Below are 18,559 nucleotides of genomic sequence, written 5' to 3' on the forward strand. Positions count from 1 at the left end.
TAAGACGGGCTTTTTTTAAGATAACAATAATTCTTTTTTACTTTCAGACGAAAAACAAAAAAAGAAATTATTCATCACTGAATAATTTCTTAAATGGAAAAATGAATAATACAAAAATAATCATGTTCAACAGTAGTGTAGGCCCTAAGAACCTTGTAATAAAATACGTGTTATTTACTACTGCTAGTTTAAAAATCAATTGGACCACCATCGTAAACAGTTCATAACCCGTGACAAAGATAATCATACTGAAAAATTCAGTAAAGATGTTGACGTGGATGACATCTTTCATTACGTACATCAACCATACGATTAAAGGGAGAGCTACTGCATAGATACCGATAACACCGATATAGTAAGCATCATAGACTGCACCGAGAACAATCGTGGTGATTAGCAAATAGCGTTTTTCAAATGCCATACTACAACATAACAATGCCAAAATCAGAAAGTGGGCATTTGACATATAGCTGCCTTTCGACCACTCTCCTAGCATTCTTGTTAAATGGCCATCTAGCAACATCAAAAAGAAAAGAACGATTGGCAGATAGTACTTCATTGTTTCTTTTTTCAACATGGACTAATCCTCCGCTAGCCGTTGGACAATCGTCACAACTGACACATCATACATTTCTGCATAAGGTTTCACATACACTTCCCGATCCAGACCATAACTGTCTGGTTTCGTTTTGATAACCGTACCGATCGGCAAGTTAGCTGGAGAATTTCCTCCAAGACCGGATGTCTGAACAACATCCCCTTCTTTGATATCCGTATCACCAGTCAATTGGGTCACCACTAATGCATGGAGTTTTTCATCATAGTTTTTAAGCAAACCGAATGCTTCGCCATTAGCCGAAGATACCCGTACTGGAAAATGATTGGAGCTTTCGTTAGAGGATGACAGTAATTCGATTTTAGACGAAGCTGTATTGACTTCGATCACTCGGCCAATCAATCCTTTTTGCGACATGACTGCCATATTTGCTTCGATACCGTCTTTAGAACCCTTGTCTACGATCAGCATGTCCTGCCAACTATCTGGTGAACGAGTAATGACATTTGCCGTTACTTTTTCGTAACTCGTCAGCGTTTGGTTCAAATCAAGTTCTTTTTTCAAAGATTCGATTTCTCTCTCGTAATTCTTGTTTTGCTGTGCAACGTCATCATAACTATCGATTTTTTCTTTTAGCCGCTCATTTTCGGCATAAGTTGAAAAAAGACTATGGACAGAATCTACTCCGTTTCTCACCCACCGTACTGGGGCAGAAATTGTTTTATCAACCATTGCAACACTGTCATTAACGATGGATTGGAAGAAATTAGGCTTTCCTTCATTCGCTCGCTGTGCAGCGGTCACACTTAGTATCGTCACCACGATGATAACAATAACCAAGGTAATAATAATATTTTTATTAGGATTGAACTTCTTCACAAAGACACCTCGAATTAATTAGACTCTTGTGTTCAATTTTATCACTAAATGCCGGGAAACAAAAGGCAAGTTGCTCCTCTTAAGCTTTTTTTTAGTAAATAATAGATTCTGTCATTTTTAGCCTGAAAGACAAAATTTTTCCTTTTGTTCATTGGTCAGTCTTTGCTTTGAATAACTGCAATCATACCATCTGAAAAAGAAAATTCAGCGGTATCTGAAAGAAACTCGTTACTTGCATAAGATGTCGGGTATTCAACTGCTTTATTTTCCAATACATACTTACTGCCTTTCAATGTAAGATCCGAGACGGGCGTCAAACAGCAATAAGCTAGATACTTCATACTTGGAACCTGTCTTACTATATGCTTTCCAGGCAAATAATAAGCCAAATAATTTTGACGATCTCTAATAATAAGCTGATGGGCAAACGGTTTGAAGCGAGGTTCCAGACCTAACCAGAGATTGGCTAAAAGATGATCCAATCTTCCGCCTGTGGCGCCGATCAAAGTGACTTCAGCTTGCGGATAACGTTCAAATGTCTTTAAGATCCCCAATTGTGTATCTGTATCGTCTTTTTCTGCGGGTGAACGGGCATACTCTTTGGCTTTTGCAAATACTTCCTCCTGCTCTTCGTTCGACAATGAATCAAAATCACCTACTGCCAGATCTACTGGGTAGCCTGCTTGAAGCAGATACAGCGCACCACGATCTATTCCGACATAGGCATCGTATTTGGTCAGTAGAGGCTGCGGCCAGTTTTCCGGATTACCTCCAGCAGCTAATAAAATTTTCATTTAATCTAATGCCTCTTTTAACCGTTCGATTTGTCCGACTGGATTTTCGGCTCCATAGATATATGATCCTGCAACAAAGACATCCGCCCCTGCATCTTTACAGACTTTTGCTGTTTCTGGAACGATTCCTCCATCTACTTCGATTGCATAAGACCAATTGTTCTCTTTACGTAGATCAGCGAGTTCTGCGATTTTTTCTACCGTTTCTTCAATAAAGCTTTGTCCGCCAAACCCCGGATTGACAGTCATGACTAGCACTTGATCAGCCAAAGGCAAAACATGTTTGATCATGGAGACTGGTGTCCCTGGATTAATAACTACTCCAGCTTTGACACCTAAGCTTTTTGTCATTTGGAGTGCCCGATGGATATGAGGAGTTGCTTCTACATGGAAAGTAATGATATCTGCTCCAGCTTTCGCAAATGCTGGAATGTAATTTTCCGGATCAACGATCATCAGATGAACGTCTAGCGGTAATTTAGTGACAGGTCGGATTGCCTGAACAATATTTGGCCCTAACGTGATATTTGGGACAAATTGGCCATCCATGACATCTACGTGGATGTAATCTGCGCCTCCTTTTTCTACTAACTCAATATCTCTTTGTAAATTGGCAAAATCTGCGCTCAAAATGGATGGTGCTATTTTCATTCTTGGTTCCTCCTATTTTCGTTTACCTTCTTTTTTCGTATACATGGGTTTTCTTTTCTCGATTTCTTGTAAGAATTGCAAATAATTATCGTAACGTGTCTGTGCGATATCACCTGTTTCTACTCTTTGTTTCACTTCACAGCCAGGTTCTTTGGCATGCATGCACTCTCTAAATTTGCAATGGGCAGAAGCTTCCACAAATTCCGGAAATTGTCTTGGCAATTCTCCTGCTTCGATAGTCAAAAAGTCAATCGAGCTGAATCCTGGTGTGTCTGCTACTAATCCATCATAGATAGGGAGTAGCTCCACATGCCGTGTTGTATGCCGCCCTCTTCCAAGTGCATCAGAAATCTCTCCTGTTGCTAAATTCAGTTCTGGAGATATTTGATTCAGTAGTGTTGATTTTCCTGCTCCAGACTGTCCCATGAAGACCGATAGCCGTTCTGGAAAGTAACGAATCAATTCTGTCGTGTCACCCGCATGATTGGGTACAATCACTGGGTAGCCTATCTTAGTATAGGTTTGTTTGATTTCTTCGATTTTTTTCGGGTCGTCTAACAAGTCGGTCTTCGTCAAAAAAATGAGCGGTTCGATTGATTCATATTCCAAGGTAACTAGAAAGCGGTCAAGCAGATTATAAGAAAATGCAGGTTCCACGATACTTGTGACAATGATTCCAAGATCAACATTTGTGACTGGCGGGCGAACTAATTGATTTTTTCTCGGCAAGATTTCCAGAAGATAGCCGTCTGTTTGATTTTCACTCTCAAAGATTACCTGATCTCCGACAAGCGGCGTGATTTTCCGATTCCGGAAATTCCCTCTTCCTCTTGTTTGATAGGTCTCTCCGTCTGCGTATACATAGTAAAAACCGCTGATTGCTTTTCTGATTTGTCCTTTGATAAGTGCCACCTCCGTTTTTGTTTATTTTACCATATGAAAAGGAAAGTAGGTGTCGTTCCACGCAAACTTCTCAAAGTAAAAGGCTTGAAAACTAATCAAAAGGGATAGAAAACACAAAAAAGGAACTGTGACACAGTCCCTTTTTCCGAGTAAACGGTGTTCCAGAAGTAGCTTCTTCGAAAAATAAGCCGAAATTTCACAAAAATTTGAGAATCAATTTTCGTAAATTCCTTCTTATTTCTTGAAGCTGATCACTTCTGTCACAACCTCTTTGTTCTATTTTATTAAAAACTTACTTTGAGCTTTCTGAGGTACTATCTGATGAACTTGCAGTGCTGGAAGATTCTTCTTTGGAAGAGCTACTCGTACTGCTAGAGCTACTTGAGCTGCTAGAACTGTCTGAAGAATCTTTCTCAGAACTAGAAGACACTGGGTCTGATCCTTTAGAGTAAATCACGTTTACAACCATTCCTTTGGTAATCGTCGTACCTGCCCCTGGCACTGTACGGATTACTTTGTCCTTATCCACCGTACTTGAATATTCAGAAGTCTCATGACCGATATATTCTGCACCAATACTAGCCAAATAACTTTGTGCTTCGCTTTTTGTATAGCCGGAGATGTCATTCAGTTTAGGTTCTGTTCCTTGGCTTACGACAAAACTGATGTAAGTTTCTTCTGCTACAACTTCACCTGAGGCTGGATCCTGACTAATGATCGAACCCGATGGCACAGTGTCGCTATAGTCATAAGTAGCACTAATGTTATTGATATTGAATCCTTGTGTAACAAGCCAATTACGGACAGTTTCGTAGTTTTCTCCTACATGACTACTCAAAGTCACTGTTTCTGGTCCTTTGCTGACTGTGAAAGTAATCGTGTCTGTTTTAGGATCGACTTCTGTATCTTCTGATGGAGATTGCGAAATGATCATTCCGCTTTCTACCTCTGAACTGAATTCCTCTTCTTTTTGAATCAAATCAGCAGAAAATCCTAATTCTTTCAAACTTGCTTCAGCATCTTCATAACTTTTACCACTGTAATCATCTAATTTGATTTTTTTCGTGCCACTGCTGATATAAAGAGTGACTTCGCGTTTTTGCTTGACTGTGGTTCCCGCTGCAGGGTCTGTCTTCACCACATTGCCTTCTTCGATTTTGTCATCTGCAATTTCTTCTGTTTTTGTTGCTACTTCTAATTTCGCTTTTGCGAGTGTTTCTCTGGCAGAAGCTTCAGAAAGATCAGAAACATCAGGAACAACAACTTCTCCTCGTCCGCCAGAAGCAAAGAATACAGCTGTTCCGATTCCTAAAACAGCGAGGACAGCTAACAGGATCAGCCACCATTTTTTCTGTCCTTTCTTTTTAGGGTCAGGCAGATCTTCTTCCTCTTCCGGCAATGTTTCGTTTCTCGGTTCGTCTTTTGGCAGAGGCATAGATTTGAATGAATCCGGCATTGGTGTATCTGCTGCAAGCGGTGTGATAACTTTTGTTTCGTTATCCATCGCATGAGGTTGCCATTTTTCTTCGTTTGCACGAGCTGGTGATAATACTGTAGAAAGATCATCAGACATTTCTTCGGCTGACTTGTAACGGTCTGCAGGTTCTTTAGCCGTCGCCCGTAAAATCACATTTTCCAGTGCTTGCGGTACATTTGGATCAAGTGCCTTTATGGATGGAAGATCATCTTGGAAATGTTTTAAAGCAATCGTCACAGCAGATTCGCCGTCAAACGGCACGCTACCTGTCAGCATCTCATAAAGAATGATCCCTAAAGCATAAATATCTGACTGCTTCGTTGCCATACTCCCTCTTGCTTGCTCAGGAGATAGGTAATGAACAGATCCCAACATCGTATTCGTCTGTGTGATCGATGTTTCAGATAAAGCAATAGCAATCCCGAAATCCGTGATTTTTACTACACCTTCGTTATCGATCAATACGTTTTGGGGTTTCAAATCTCGGTGGATGATTTGATGGTTATGAGCTAAAGAAATAGCAGAAAGAATCTGCTGCATAATATTTACTGCTGTTTCATAAGGAACAGGATAATGTGTTTGGATATATCGTTTCAAGTCCATTCCTTTGACGTATTCCATCACTAGATACTGCATATTGTCTTCTTCACCAACATCGTAAACACTGACAATATTTGGATGAACGAGTTCTGTTGCTGCTAAAGCTTCTCGCTGAAATCGTCGAATCGCGGTTTGATCATTTTGAAAGTCGAATCGTAAGACTTTGACTGCTACATCTCGATCCAAGATCAAATCGTGCGCCAAAAATACATTAGCCATCCCACCACTACCGATATTCCCCGTGATTTGATAACGGCCATTTAATTTTTTTCCCAACTCGATCATACACGGTCCTCCTTATATTCGATAAGAAGAACGGTGATATTATCCGCTCCGCCTGCTTCATTGGCACGATCAATCAGCTCAGTTACTTTATGGGATAACGGGCCTTCTTGATTAATGATCGTTCCTATTTCTTCTTCAGATAGCATATTCGTCAAGCCATCTGAACATAACAGCAAGCGATCTTTTAGCTGCCAAAGATGAGTAGAAACATCTACTTCGACTGTTCCTGGCATGCCGACAGAACGTGTTAAAATATTCTTTCTTGGATGGTTCACTGCCATTTCTTCGCTGATTTCCCCTGATTTGACTAGTTCGTTAACTAAAGAATGATCCTCTGTCAATTGCATGATTTTATCTTCGCGAATCAAATACGCTCTGCTGTCGCCAACATTCGCAATCGTGAACCAGTCATCTGACAGAGCTGCCGCTACGATTGTTGTTCCCATACCGTTATATTCCGGCTGTTCTTGTCCTCGCTGATAAATCAGCATATTTTCCTCTTGAATCGATTGAATGAACCACTGGGCGATTTTTTCATCGTCGGCAGCTTCTTGTTCTTCCCAAGCTTCGCCTAGATTTGTTACCGCCATTTGACTAGCAATGTCTCCAGCACGGTGCCCACCCATCCCATCTGCTAATACAGCAAGCTTGAGACCTGAACGGCTAGTAAATACACTGGCATAGTCTTGATTGGTGTTACGTCGTCTTCCTACATCTGATTGATATTCAATCTGCATTTTTTCACCTCATTACTTTTTGCGCAAACAACAAATGAAAAATCCATCTGTGTAAAACTGATGCGGATACAAAGTCAACATTTTCTCTACGATTGATGATTGTAGCATAGGATTGGTCAAAACATCAATCCTCTCAAAATCAGGGTGTCTTTCCAAGAAAGCAGAAACAACGTCTTGGTTTTCTTCTTTTAAGATCGTACAAGTACTATAAGTCAGAATACCGGAAGACTTTAAAGCTGGTGCGCAGCTTTCTAAAATTTCCAATTGGATTTTTGGTAAATTCGCTAATTCATCCGGCTGTTTTTTATAACGGATATCTGGTTTTCGCCGAAGGAGCCCTAGACCTGAACAAGGCGCGTCTACTAAAATCCGATCGAACTGCTCTGGTTCAAACTGCTTGCTGACTTCTCTAGCATCCATCTTTTGAGCGTAAACAGCAGAAGAGACACCCAGACGTGTTGCATTTTCTTCAATGAGTTTGACTTTGTGTTCATGTACATCTAAAGCAATCACTTCCCCACCGCATGAAGGATCCAAAAAAGAAGCAATATGTGTCGTCTTACCTCCGGGTGCTGCACAGGCATCTAAGACATGATGTTCAGGCTCGATTTGCATAGACGGCGCTACAAGCATCGAACTTTCATCTTGGATCGTCATGACGCCATCGTGGAACAATGAGCTAGAAGCTAAATGCCCTTTTTTCGCTACTATACCGTATGGACTGACTTGGCTTTTTTCAGCTGAGATCTCTTCTTCTTGCAAAACAGTGATGGCCTGATCTCTGGAAAGTCGGCGTGTATCTACTCGGGCACTAGCATGGCTAGGCTGATATAGCGATAAACCTAGCTTTTCAGTTTCTTCGTAACCGATTTGATCCACCAACCGTTTCGTCATCCATAGAGGCAGGCTGATTTTGACAGAAAGTCTTTCGATAGGATCAGCAATGCCTTGCAGATCTGGTGCTCCTTGACGCTGATAATTCCTCAAAACACCATTTACAAATTTTCCTGTTCCAGGATTTCCTTTTACTTTCGCGATTTCGACCGCCTCGTTTAAAATAGCATGTGCAGGGACTTTATCTAAAAATTCTAATTGATATACAGAAAGATACAGAAGCGTCTTGACCCAGTCATCCACTTTTTTTGCTTTAGCGATCAATGATGCAACGTAAAATTCCAATAGTCGCTGATGGCTAATCGTACCGTAGATCAATTCTGTAAATAGACCCACATCTTTTTGATTTAGCTCGCTTTGTTTGATCATCTCATTCAGCAAAAGATTCGAGTAGGCGCCGCCCTTGTTCACTCGCTCTAATGTCAGTAATGCCATATATCGTACAGATTTTTTCATTTTTTTAGGGATTTTTTTCATTATTTCACCTGCTGACCAATCTGAACTTGCTGACCGCTTCCGTTAAGAAAATCGTGTACGGCTTGTTTTCCTTTACCAGCTGGCTGTAATTCATTGATGGCTAACACGGTCTGGTTACCGCAAGCAATCCATAGATTTTTTTTGTCTTTTCGGATGATCGTGCCTGGTGCTTCGTCTGTACTTTCTGCCAGTACTTCAACCGATAATAGTTTCCAGCGTGTACCTTCATAGGTCGTGAATGCAATCGGCCAAGGTCGCATCCCACGTACTTGGTTGTCGATTTCTTCTGCAGTTTTATGCCAATCGACCGCTTCTTGTTCACGTGTGATGTTTGGCGAAAAAGTGGCTTTTGACTCGTCTTGAGGGACTGGTTTTTGTCCATTCAAAATATTAGGCAATGTTTCTAACAATAGCTTTCTTCCTAAAAGGCTGAGCTTTTCAAACATCGTCCCCACATCATCTTGTTTAGTGATTGGCATGCTTTCTTGCGCATAGATTCCGCCTGCATCCATTTTTTTGATCATTTCCATGATCGTTACACCAGTTTCTTCCTCCCCATTCATGATGGCATAATGAACAGGCGCACCTCCCCGATATTTAGGAAGTAAAGAAGCATGGACATTGATTGCCCCTAATTTTGGCACTTGCAATAACTTTTCAGGCAAGAACTGGCCAAACGCCGCAGTGACGATCAAATCAGGTGCCAATTCAATGATTTCTTCCATTTCTGGCGAACCGGAGATTTTCTCTGGTTGCAACACACGGATACCGTGCTTTAGAGCAGCTTCTTTTACCGGTGTCGGCGTAATTACTCGTTTCCGCCCAACTGGACGGTCGGGCTGTGTGACTACTGCCTGGATCTCGTAGCCTGATTCTATCAGCCCTTCAAGAATTGGCACAGAAAAAGTAGGTGTGCCCATAAATACTAACTTAGTCATCAAGATGTTCCTCCATATATTCTTCAAGTTCTTCTTCCGGGATCTGCTGTACCATTTTCTCAATGAACAGAATACCGTCTAAGTGATCGATTTCATGCTGGAAGGCACGGGCTAAATAGCCGAAAGCTGTCACTTCTATCTCTTCTCCATCGCGGTCATAATAGCGTACAGTCACTTCATCTGCTCGCTTAACTGTTCCATAGACATGCGGGATACTGAGACAGCCTTCTACGTCCATGCTTTCACCTTTTGCTTCAATGATTTCTGGGTTTATCAGTTCGAATTTTTCGCCTTCATCTACTTCGATCACAGCGATTCTTTTGTTTTGTCCTACTTGAGGAGCAGCAATCCCTATTCCGTCATTCGCAATCATCGTCTCATATAAGTTGTCTAACAAAGCAATCGTTTCGTCCGTGATCACGTCGATTGGCTGAGCAGGTATTTTTAATTTATCATTAGGGTGGATCAATATAGGATAGCGCATAAGTTGGTCCTTTCTTAAATAAAGTTTAATGGTTCGTTGTCAATTGCCACAAAAAGACCTTGCCGCTGTTCTTTCTGGCTTCCATTCAAGATTTCATCCAAAACATGGGGCAGATTCGGTTCATGTTTATATTTGATGATCAGTTGATAATAGTATCGATTTTTCACTCTCAAAATCATGCTGGGTGTTGGTCCTAGTAACAAACTTTGAGGACTTAATACTTCTTTTAGTTGATTGGCAATCTGAAAGATTTTCTTTGCCGCCACTTGTTCTTCAGGATGGCTGGCAGTTATTTTCACAGTAAAGTAATAAGGAGGGTAGCCTCCTCGATGCCGTACATGCATTTCCTGCTGATAAAACTGTTCATAGTTTTGTTTTTTAGCCAATTCTATGGCGTAATGCTGAGGATTGAACGTTTGGATCACGACTTCGCCTGGTTTTTCCGCTCGTCCTGCTCGTCCTGAAACTTGGGTCAGCAATTGGAATGTATGCTCGCTAGAACGAAAATCCGGTAAATTCAGGGAGGTATCGGCATTCAACACGCCAACTAATGTGACTTCTGGAAAATCCAAGCCTTTAGCAATCATTTGTGTCCCTAATAAAATATCTGCTTCTTTTGCACCGAATTTTTGTAAAATCTGTTCGTGTGCCCCTTTTCTTCGGGTGGTATCTACATCCATACGCAAAATCCTAGCTTGCGGATAAAGTTCTCGGAGTTCCTCTTCTACTTTTTGGGTGCCTGTCCCATAGTAACGGATTTTGTTGCCCCTACAATTGGGACAGCGATTAGGAATAGGTTCTTCGTGTCCGCAATAATGACAGCGCATCGAACGTGTATCCATATGCAAGGTAAGAGAGATATCGCAATTAGGGCATGGGAGAACAAATCCGCAGTCTCTGCACATCACAAAAGACGAATATCCTCGACGATTGAGCAGTAGGACAGTTTGTTCTTTTTTGTCTAACCGATCTTGTATCTTTTCCTGCAAATTAGCAGAAAAAGTAGAGGTCCGATGATTCTGAAACTCTTCACGCATGTCTACGATCTCAATAGCTGGAAGTTGTGCAGCTATTTTGGCTCGGTGATTCAATTGCAATAACTGATAAACGCCTTTTTGAGCTCGTGCTCTTGATTCCAAAGAGGGCGTCGCACTTCCAAGGACTATTGGGCAATGATGGTACTTACTGCGCCAAATAGCTAAATCTCTCGCATGATAACGCGGCGTCTCATCTTGTTTATAACTTGATTCATGTTCTTCATCGATAATGATCAATCCTATATTTTTCAGCGGAGCAAAAATAGCAGAGCGTGCGCCTACTACTACTTGTGCTTCTTCACGCTCGATCTTGCGCCATTCATCATATTTTTCACCTTGGGAAAGTCCGCTATGTAAGACCGCAACAGATTCACCGAAGCGTCCTTTGAATCGCTCGACCATTTGCGGAGTCAATGCGATTTCAGGCACTAACATTATAGCCGTTTTATTTTCTGACAAAACATCAGCGATTGATTGAAGATATACTTCTGTTTTTCCACTACCGGTGATTCCCTCTAGCAAAAAGACCTGATCTTTTTGTTGCTGACCTGCTGTGATGATTTGTTCGACAGCATTTTTTTGTTCTGTATTCAGTTCCAATGCCGTCGTTTGGTCAAATACTCGGTCTTGATAAGGGTCGCGATAACGTTCTGATTCTACAAACTCCAGCCAGCCCTTTTCTTTTCCTTGATTCAAGACAGCAGTACTGATTTCTTTATCTTTGAAATAAGCGATTGGTTCTTCTTGGCTCAGTTCAGATAAACACAAAAGAAGCTCTTTTTGTTTCTTGGCATTTTGCCGTAATTTTGCCCATTCTTCTTCGATTTGCTTTTCAGTTAATAGGGAACGGACCAAACGAATTGTTTTTACTTTATTTCGTGTATGGACTTCGTATTTGATATCTACTAATTGCTCTTGGCGCCAACGAATCAATTGAGAAAGGCTGCCTTCTTCTTCTGCTTCTTTCCAGGAAATCACTTCCCGTTGACCAAACAATGCCTGAATTTCTGGTGTATCTGCCAAAGGATAGATCAATTTATCATATTCTGCTTTCATCACACTCGGAAGCATCGTTTGTAGACAAGTGATTTTGAATGCATAAGTGATTTTTTTCATGTAATCAGCTAATGAAAGTAATTCTTCATTGACCACCGGAGCAAGGTCCAGCAAACGGATCACTGCCTTCAACGATGGGTTAGCTGATTCTTCTGATTTTTGGATAGCCATAACAAATCCTTGGACATGACGATTGCCATTACCAAAAGGGACCTCTACCCGCATCCCGACTTGCAAAGCTGTTTCCATTTCAGAGGGAACCAGATAGGTGAATGGCTGATCGGTCTGCATAGTAGGTACGTCCACAATGACTTCAGCTGTTAATGTCATGGTTCGTTTCCTCCTTTTTTTGTCTTTTCATATCAAGCGACAAAAAGTTCCTTGCCTATTTTACTAGAGATCGCTGGATTTGTCTTATTTTCTGCCAAATCCTAACAAAAAATTAACAGCAGATAAGAAAAAAAAGAACTGTGTCAAAAAGTTCAGACACAGCCTTTTCTACCAGACAATAAGTGGCGAATGTTTGAAAAGGAAACAGCTGGGTTTGCTTTTCTTTTTAGATGTTCGCTCTACTTTTCTTTATTACATTTTTTGCTCTTCGCGGATACGTGATTCCAATTCGTGTTGTTCACGCTCTTTTTGAGCTTGACGTTCCTCTTCTTCCATCTTCAAACGTTCACGTTTTAATTCAGGATGAGGATCATTGACTACATTCCCTGCATCGATTTCTTCTAAAGCTTGACCAACGCTTTTTACTGAATCAAAAGAATCTAGTGTAGGTTGTGCACTTGCATCCAACTCATGTGCGCGTTTGCTTGCTAAAATTACTAGAGAATATTTTGAATTTACACGATCTAATAGTGAGTCAATTGAAGGTTTTAACATCATAAGACTACATCTCCTTTAACATTTTAATATATTTACCGATTACGCGATCTACTCGAAAATGTTCACTGGCAATAATGTGTTTGATTCGTTCAACTGCTAGCGGCACTTCATCATTCACAACAGCATAGTCGTAAAGAGCCATCATTTCGATTTCTTCTTTTGCAACTTTCATTCGTTCTTCGATTACTTCGTCTGCATCTGTTCCTCGGCCTACGATTCGTGATTTTAATTCCGCTAAATCTGGCGGAGTCAAAAAAATGAATACACCATCGGGTACTTTTTCTTTGACTTGTTTTGCTCCTTGGACTTCAATCTCCAAGAAAACATCTTTTCCTTCATCCAATGTCTTGTTGACATATGACAAAGGCGTTCCATAATAATTCCCGACATATTCTGCGTATTCCAGCATCTCTCCAGCTTCGATCATTGATTCAAACTCCTCTTTGCTTCGGAAGAAATAATCAACGCCTTCGACCTCCCCTTCACGCATTTTACGGGTAGTCATTGAGATTGAATACTGAAAATCATTATCCTCACTCTCAAAAATTGCTTTTCGTACTGTGCCTTTTCCTACACCGGATGGACCAGACAACACGATTAATAATCCACGCTCTGACATGACGACGTCCTTTCAACTAGTCTTTTTGTACTTATCGTTTATTTTGCACTTTTTTTCTGCAACTTTCAAGGTTATCTTTAATTATAGCTAGAAATTGGTAAAAAAGCTACCCTGTACCAAGAGGTCGTGAAAAAGCTGTCCTGCATCAAGTAATAAGAACGACCAAACATAAACAGCTTCTCATGTTTTTCGTTTGGTTGGGCTTATTACCGCAGATGCAAGCTTTTGAACGCCGTGTATGAGAGGTCGTGAAAAAGCTGTCCTGCATCAAGTAATAAGAACAGCCAAACAAAAATGGCTTCTCATATTTTTGCATAAATTTGGCTCCATACCGAGAAAATGGTTTTTGAACATCACTTATTCAAAATAAAAAAAGGTTGTGACACGAATTTTGTCACAACCTTTAAATGTATTCCTAGAGCAAATAAGCTAAGCGAAGAAATTCAATTCTGATTATTTATTGTATTTCTTTGTTCAGCATCCTTGCTAAAAGCCCATATTGGACAAAGTATTCACTACACCCATGATCTCATCTTTTCGAGAACGTGCTTTTTCTGTCGGATCTTCTACCTCTTCTGTGTCGATTCGAACAATAAATTTCCGATTCATCGTCACGTAAGCACCGTCGTTGATCAAAATAAACAGTTCGTTCTCATTATAGTCTGCACAGGCATCTTTCCATACGTCAAAGCCGTTTTTTTCAGAAGGGATATCCCGTTTAACAACAGTTTTTCCACTTAATTCGTGGAACGTTACGTCATAGTATTTCATTGTCTCAACCTCTTTCGTCATTCAATATTTTGGACCTGTTCTCTGATTTTTTCTAAGATCGTCTTGGATTGGACGACTTGATTTTTAATTTCGATTGCGTTTGATTTGGAACCGATCGTGTTGATTTCCCGATTCATTTCCTGGATCAGAAAATCTAATTCCCGACCTACAGGACATTGGGCCTCGATAAGTTCATCTAGTTTTTGGACATGGATTGCCAAACGATCCAGTTCCTCGTGGATATCTCCACGTTCCAGCAAGATAGCCAACTCCGTCAGCAACCGTTGCTCATCCACTTTCGCTCCAAGAAATTCCTCCAGCTTTTTTTGATACCTTAATTGAAACTCCTGTTCATAGACGTCTACAAAACTATTGAGTTTTTTTAGTACTTGTTTGAATTCTTCCGTGTTCTTTTTCAGCACCGAAGCTAAGGCTTGTCCTTCTTTTTCTCGACTGGCTTCAATAGAATCAAGTGCACTTTTCAATGTATCTAGAGCTAACTGTGCCAATTCTTCCATGCTCTCTTCCGGTTTTTCTTCTACCGTTACGAAGTTTTCATCCAGCGCGAAGCGTTCCGCCAGCCGACGAATTGACACTTGATTTTGACTCCCGTATCGTTGTTGAATCCCGTCTGTCAATTGGGTGATAAGTGAATCAATCAATTCCCAATTGATGACGATCTGCTTTTCGTTTTTGCCAATATAAGCTAGATTCACAAATACCTCGATCCGTCCGCGGCTTAACTGCTGTTTGATAAGCTGCCGAAAATCGTTTTCAATAAAATTCAGGATTTTAGGACTTCGTATTTGGACATCTAGAAAACGCTGATTGACACTTTTTATTTCGATATCTAGCTGATATGCTTTTGTTTCGCGGATGGCTTTGCCAAAACCAGTCATACTTTTCATTCGACAGGGTCCTTCCTCATTACATATTTTCTATTGCTTTTTGCAGTTGTTCAAACTCTTCGTTCGTCAGTGTCAGCCCTTTCCCCATCTTTTCATGGTCGGGTGCCCAATCTCGAAGATCGAATTTCGGCGGACGACCATTCCAGCTGACTAAGTTCAGCTCTTTACGCCATCCTTTGTTGTTTTCTGATAAAACAGCGATTTCTTCTACGATTTCATATGAAAATTCTTGTGCCATGGTTGTTCCTCCTTGAGATAATATAAATATAGGATCAGTAATGTGTCAACTGGCTGTTCAAGCAGTTCACGCTGCAAACGATTCTTACATTTTTCTTGCAGCAGTTTTTCAAAATAAACGGCTTTCGTGCGTTCATTTTGTATTTTCTGCTGATATTTTCTATACCTCCGCCATTCTTCTGTACTTAATTGACCAACTTGTGCCAATAAATCGTCTGGCATACTTTTTCTATCTTGTTGGCAGATCATTTGAAACATCCAATCTACCTCATAGACTTTGTTTGGCAATAAAAAATGTTTTTTTGCTAAAAGTTCCAGCATCGCCAGTCCGCATGTTTCTGGTTCGACCCTGTTCTTATATATATTACGCAGTTTTTGCCAAAATTTTATGGTTTTGAAAAAAGATAGCTCTAACTGAAGTTCTTTTATTAAGTAAGATAAAAATCCACGCCAGCATGTTCCTGCTTGTTTGACAGAATCAAATGTATACCAATTCCCGTAATAACAGCCTAATCGTTTTTTCATTTCCAGATAGCCTAATTGTAAATTTAATTGGTTTCTTTGGCTATCAAAAAGCAGAAAGCTGCCAAGCGTCCACAATGTTTGACATCTCCAATGGATAAACGTATCTGGCACACGGATTCTTTTCACTGGCCCTGGTCCTTGCACATCCACGACAAACGCCTCTGTTGCGCCTTCGTTAATCGCGATGTCAATAGGGATTTTGTTACGAAATCCACCGTCTGCGTATTTATTTTTTCCGATCTTTCGGTAAGCCATAGCAGGATAAAATGAAGCAGAGGCAAGTATCCAATCTGGTATTTCTTCTGTTTCTGTCTGTTGGATAGCAGTCACTACTTCCGCTAGTTCCGGCAATTTAGTAGACACCGTGTATAAACGTATTTTGGAATTGTATTTGAGCAAAGACAAATCTAAATTTTCCTTGACCAGCTTTTCCAATGGCGCAGACGAAACCCCACCTTCAACTAGTGCCGTTTTCGTCATTTGGCGTCTTTCTTGATAGAAACGTTCACGCAAGTCTTCAACGGCAGCCATTTCTGGCAACGCAAGCACTTGTCTTGTTGATAGCTTTTTCCATAAACCCACAGCTTTTTCCATGTCTCCTTGTAAAATCAATGCGCCGTTCAGCGCACCTACCGAGGTCCCAGTGATGATTTCAAAGCGGATGTTATGTTCCTTCAGCGCCTGCCATACACCAATCTGATAGGCACCGTGTGCTCCCCCTCCTCCTAATACAAGTGCTGTGTGATAGACCAGCTTTTTATTTAGTTTCATGGTTCCTTGATAGCCGTTTTTATGAAAAATACGCAACCATTCTTCTGATAGAGGAGATTGAAATAAAAAACAACAGTTTTCTTTAATAAAAAAACGAGCACAAGCTTCCATATGCTGAAAAAGTTTTTGCCATTTAAAAGTTTCGCCTTCGATCAGCAAGTTGTTAAAAATAACATCTTCTCTACTTTTATCAATAGTAAAATAGATGGTATATTTTTTTGATACTGCTTCAAAGGCACATTGCTTTTTTGCAGAACGCCAAAATGCTTCTCTACTTTCTTGATGGCTTTGAAAAAACGGAAGAGGTTGTTTTGCTTGGTTGATACGCGAATACAGCGACATTTTCTGTGAAAAGTAAACTTTTTTTATCTCCATCGCTTTCTCCTTTTTCTTCAAGTATACCAGTACGTCGAAAAAAGGTCATGAGTATCGTATTCGACTTTGGATATTCCATAAGAAAACAATTCATAAAACCTCCTTTAAATAAAAAATACAAAAATTAATTGAAAATGAGAGTATTTTCAATGAAAACGTGATTTTGTAATGGAATTTTAAAATAAAAGAAACAAGCTTTTTTTATGCAAATGTTGTAAAATAAAAGAGATTAAGAGGAAATAAGAGGAGGAACATGATGACTGAGTCAGTTTATGTACATATTGATACCACAAGTAATGCTGTTTTAACAAAAGGACTGACTGCTACTGATTTTGCAAACAGTATCGTGCATTTTCCTCAAAACTTGCTCTTACTCGATCCATCTGCTTCTGCTGGAGAATACGAATCTCATACAGGGCTGAAAGTAATCCGTGGTACAGAAAATATCCAGCGTTTCTTTTCCTCTTCTCGAAACAGGCGTGGATTCGATGAATTGAAGTGGATTGACTTTACTGATTTAACGATGCTGAAAGAATTGACACCTTTAGAAATTTCAGAATTGTTATATTTTGGCCATATGAAAACACATCTCCACTCACCATTTTTTTATAAGCTACAAAATAATTTCGTGTACTTCGACCTGAACGATCAATTGAACCGAATTTATTATCGCTATTTAGATGAATTTTACAGGATTTTTGCTAGTAAATTAAGTTCTATCCTGTCAGATAAGATCAATGTAAAAAAATCCTTTTTCAAAAAGGAAACACCTGTTGAAAAAATCAGTGTGGAATTATTGAAAGAAATGCGTAATTTAATGCAGGAAGGGATCATTTTTTCTTTTGATCAAGTTGGTTTGATCGATGACGAATACCGTATTCCTATTTATGTGATTGAGGACTATATTTGGAAATTGAAAGGTACTCGGTATCGGGAAGAAGAAGTCGTCGCTACTTTAATCTACTCTGTCAACGATCGGCGCTGGCAATTGGTAGAAGATGCCGGTCTTTCTTATCTGCCATTGAAGTGAATCTATTTCTTGCCGAAAAACAAAAAGGAAACAAGAAACTAGGACATGATTCTGTCTCAAGTTTTTTGTTTCCTTTTTATTTAAAGATTCTGTCGTTTATCTGGCACAAAAAGTGATGGAATCGTTTGTTGGATCCCTAATAAAACGATCATCGTCACAATCGCTGTGCTCAACCCGCTAGCACCATTCATTACGAAAGAAAAGAGCCAAGGATTCATTCCCCATAGTGCATAGGCTCCCCAGAAAACAACTCCCGCAATAAAATGCCAAAAATATCTGGAAAGTGCGCCAATCAATGCACCAAACACTATGTTTTTTCTGATTTGTTTCGTATTTCCATCTGCATAGCTTTTTTGGACATTTGAAGCCATGAGCCCTGCTGCACCTGCAAAAGTATAAGCAATCGGATACTCAATCAACACTTGAACGACACTTAAATAATAAACTTGTCCCAACGGAAAGTGTAAGATCCCCCAAATGAAACCTGCTAGCATACCTGCCTTTGTCCCTCTTCTTAATGCAAAAAGCGTCAACGGAATCTGCCCCAATGAAATAGAAAAACTGCTGCCAATCTGGATTGGTATCAATGACAGCACCATCGCTAACGCTGCAACAATCGTTCCTTCTACCCAAACTCTATTTTTTCCCATAAAAAAACTTCCTCCTT

General features: G+C 40.2%; 19 protein-coding genes. 1 reads left to right on the forward strand and 18 read right to left on the reverse strand.

Annotated elements, in window-relative coordinates; all coding sequences use genetic code 11:
- Nucleotides 1-67: 67 nt before the first annotated feature.
- From mreD to AC1F25_RS09355, 17 genes are all read right to left on the reverse strand, one after another.
- Nucleotides 68-577, reverse strand: coding sequence for a rod shape-determining protein MreD (gene mreD, locus AC1F25_RS09275; RefSeq protein WP_002310417.1), 510 nt, complete (start codon nucleotides 575-577; stop codon nucleotides 68-70).
- A 3-nt stretch (nucleotides 578-580) separates the two neighbouring features.
- A complete protein-coding gene (mreC, locus tag AC1F25_RS09280; protein WP_002316855.1) occupies nucleotides 581-1,435 on the reverse strand; it encodes a rod shape-determining protein MreC in 855 nt (284 codons plus the stop codon).
- A gap of 155 nt (nucleotides 1,436-1,590) precedes the next feature.
- Nucleotides 1,591-2,229 (reverse strand): thiamine diphosphokinase, encoded by a 639-nt coding sequence (locus AC1F25_RS09285; RefSeq protein WP_002335302.1) that lies wholly within the window; start codon nucleotides 2,227-2,229, stop codon nucleotides 1,591-1,593.
- Nucleotides 2,230-2,880 carry a ribulose-phosphate 3-epimerase gene (rpe, locus tag AC1F25_RS09290; protein ID WP_479994065.1) on the reverse strand — a complete coding sequence of 217 codons (651 nt, stop codon included), beginning with the start codon at nucleotides 2,878-2,880 and terminating at the stop codon, nucleotides 2,230-2,232.
- Between the two features lie 12 nt (nucleotides 2,881-2,892).
- Nucleotides 2,893-3,792 carry a ribosome small subunit-dependent GTPase A gene (gene rsgA / locus AC1F25_RS09295; RefSeq protein ID WP_002314336.1) on the reverse strand — a complete coding sequence of 300 codons (900 nt, stop codon included), beginning with the start codon at nucleotides 3,790-3,792 and terminating at the stop codon, nucleotides 2,893-2,895.
- 283 nt (nucleotides 3,793-4,075) lie between these two features.
- Nucleotides 4,076-6,145, reverse strand: a complete 2,070-nt coding sequence (pknB, locus tag AC1F25_RS09300; protein WP_065772548.1) for a Stk1 family PASTA domain-containing Ser/Thr kinase — start codon at nucleotides 6,143-6,145, stop codon at nucleotides 4,076-4,078.
- Nucleotides 6,142-6,882 carry a Stp1/IreP family PP2C-type Ser/Thr phosphatase gene (locus tag AC1F25_RS09305; RefSeq protein WP_087062839.1) on the reverse strand — a complete coding sequence of 247 codons (741 nt, stop codon included), beginning with the start codon at nucleotides 6,880-6,882 and terminating at the stop codon, nucleotides 6,142-6,144. The genes pknB and AC1F25_RS09305 overlap by 4 nt, the downstream gene beginning before the upstream one ends.
- A 12-nt stretch (nucleotides 6,883-6,894) precedes the next feature.
- Nucleotides 6,895-8,253 carry a 16S rRNA (cytosine(967)-C(5))-methyltransferase RsmB gene (gene rsmB / locus AC1F25_RS09310; protein WP_002314334.1) on the reverse strand — a complete coding sequence of 453 codons (1,359 nt, stop codon included), beginning with the start codon at nucleotides 8,251-8,253 and terminating at the stop codon, nucleotides 6,895-6,897.
- The gene (gene fmt, locus AC1F25_RS09315) at nucleotides 8,253-9,191 is read right to left on the reverse strand and encodes a methionyl-tRNA formyltransferase (RefSeq protein ID WP_002344841.1); all 939 of its coding nucleotides are present in this window, start codon (nucleotides 9,189-9,191) and stop codon (nucleotides 8,253-8,255) included. The genes rsmB and fmt overlap by 1 nt, the downstream gene beginning before the upstream one ends.
- The gene (gene def, locus AC1F25_RS09320) at nucleotides 9,184-9,675 is read right to left on the reverse strand and encodes a peptide deformylase (RefSeq protein ID WP_002310429.1); all 492 of its coding nucleotides are present in this window, start codon (nucleotides 9,673-9,675) and stop codon (nucleotides 9,184-9,186) included. Before def ends, fmt begins: the two co-directional genes overlap by 8 nt.
- A 14-nt stretch (nucleotides 9,676-9,689) precedes the next feature.
- The gene (priA, locus tag AC1F25_RS09325; RefSeq protein WP_479994066.1) at nucleotides 9,690-12,098 is read right to left on the reverse strand and encodes a primosomal protein N'; all 2,409 of its coding nucleotides are present in this window, start codon (nucleotides 12,096-12,098) and stop codon (nucleotides 9,690-9,692) included.
- Nucleotides 12,099-12,350: 252 nt separating this feature from the next.
- Nucleotides 12,351-12,656, reverse strand: coding sequence for a DNA-directed RNA polymerase subunit omega (gene rpoZ, locus AC1F25_RS09330; RefSeq protein ID WP_002287365.1), 306 nt, complete (start codon nucleotides 12,654-12,656; stop codon nucleotides 12,351-12,353).
- Nucleotides 12,657-12,660: 4 nt separating this feature from the next.
- Entirely contained in the window at nucleotides 12,661-13,275 is a 615-nt protein-coding gene (gene gmk, locus AC1F25_RS09335) for a guanylate kinase (protein WP_002293062.1), read from the reverse strand.
- A gap of 486 nt (nucleotides 13,276-13,761) precedes the next feature.
- Nucleotides 13,762-14,046, reverse strand: coding sequence for a hypothetical protein (locus AC1F25_RS09340; RefSeq protein WP_002287356.1), 285 nt, complete (start codon nucleotides 14,044-14,046; stop codon nucleotides 13,762-13,764).
- Nucleotides 14,047-14,063: 17 nt separating this feature from the next.
- Nucleotides 14,064-14,954 carry a YicC/YloC family endoribonuclease gene (locus tag AC1F25_RS09345; protein WP_002293063.1) on the reverse strand — a complete coding sequence of 297 codons (891 nt, stop codon included), beginning with the start codon at nucleotides 14,952-14,954 and terminating at the stop codon, nucleotides 14,064-14,066.
- A gap of 19 nt (nucleotides 14,955-14,973) precedes the next feature.
- Nucleotides 14,974-15,192, reverse strand: coding sequence for a YdbC family protein (locus AC1F25_RS09350; protein WP_002293064.1), 219 nt, complete (start codon nucleotides 15,190-15,192; stop codon nucleotides 14,974-14,976).
- Entirely contained in the window at nucleotides 15,162-16,862 is a 1,701-nt protein-coding gene (locus AC1F25_RS09355; protein ID WP_151669014.1) for a patatin-like phospholipase family protein, read from the reverse strand. Before AC1F25_RS09355 ends, AC1F25_RS09350 begins: the two co-directional genes overlap by 31 nt.
- Before the next feature lie 256 nt (nucleotides 16,863-17,118).
- On the opposite strand from AC1F25_RS09355, the gene AC1F25_RS09360 reads away from it, so the two are divergent.
- Nucleotides 17,119-17,892 carry a hypothetical protein gene (locus tag AC1F25_RS09360; protein ID WP_002293067.1) on the forward strand — a complete coding sequence of 258 codons (774 nt, stop codon included), beginning with the start codon at nucleotides 17,119-17,121 and terminating at the stop codon, nucleotides 17,890-17,892.
- Between the two features lie 80 nt (nucleotides 17,893-17,972).
- Here the strand turns inward: AC1F25_RS09360 and thiT are convergent, their stop codons facing one another.
- On the reverse strand, nucleotides 17,973-18,542 hold the full coding sequence (gene thiT / locus AC1F25_RS09365) for an energy-coupled thiamine transporter ThiT (protein WP_002293068.1): 570 nt from the start codon (nucleotides 18,540-18,542) through the stop codon (nucleotides 17,973-17,975).
- Between the last annotated feature and the right edge of the window lie 17 nt (nucleotides 18,543-18,559).

Source organism: Enterococcus sp. M-BR2 (assembly GCF_056612775.1).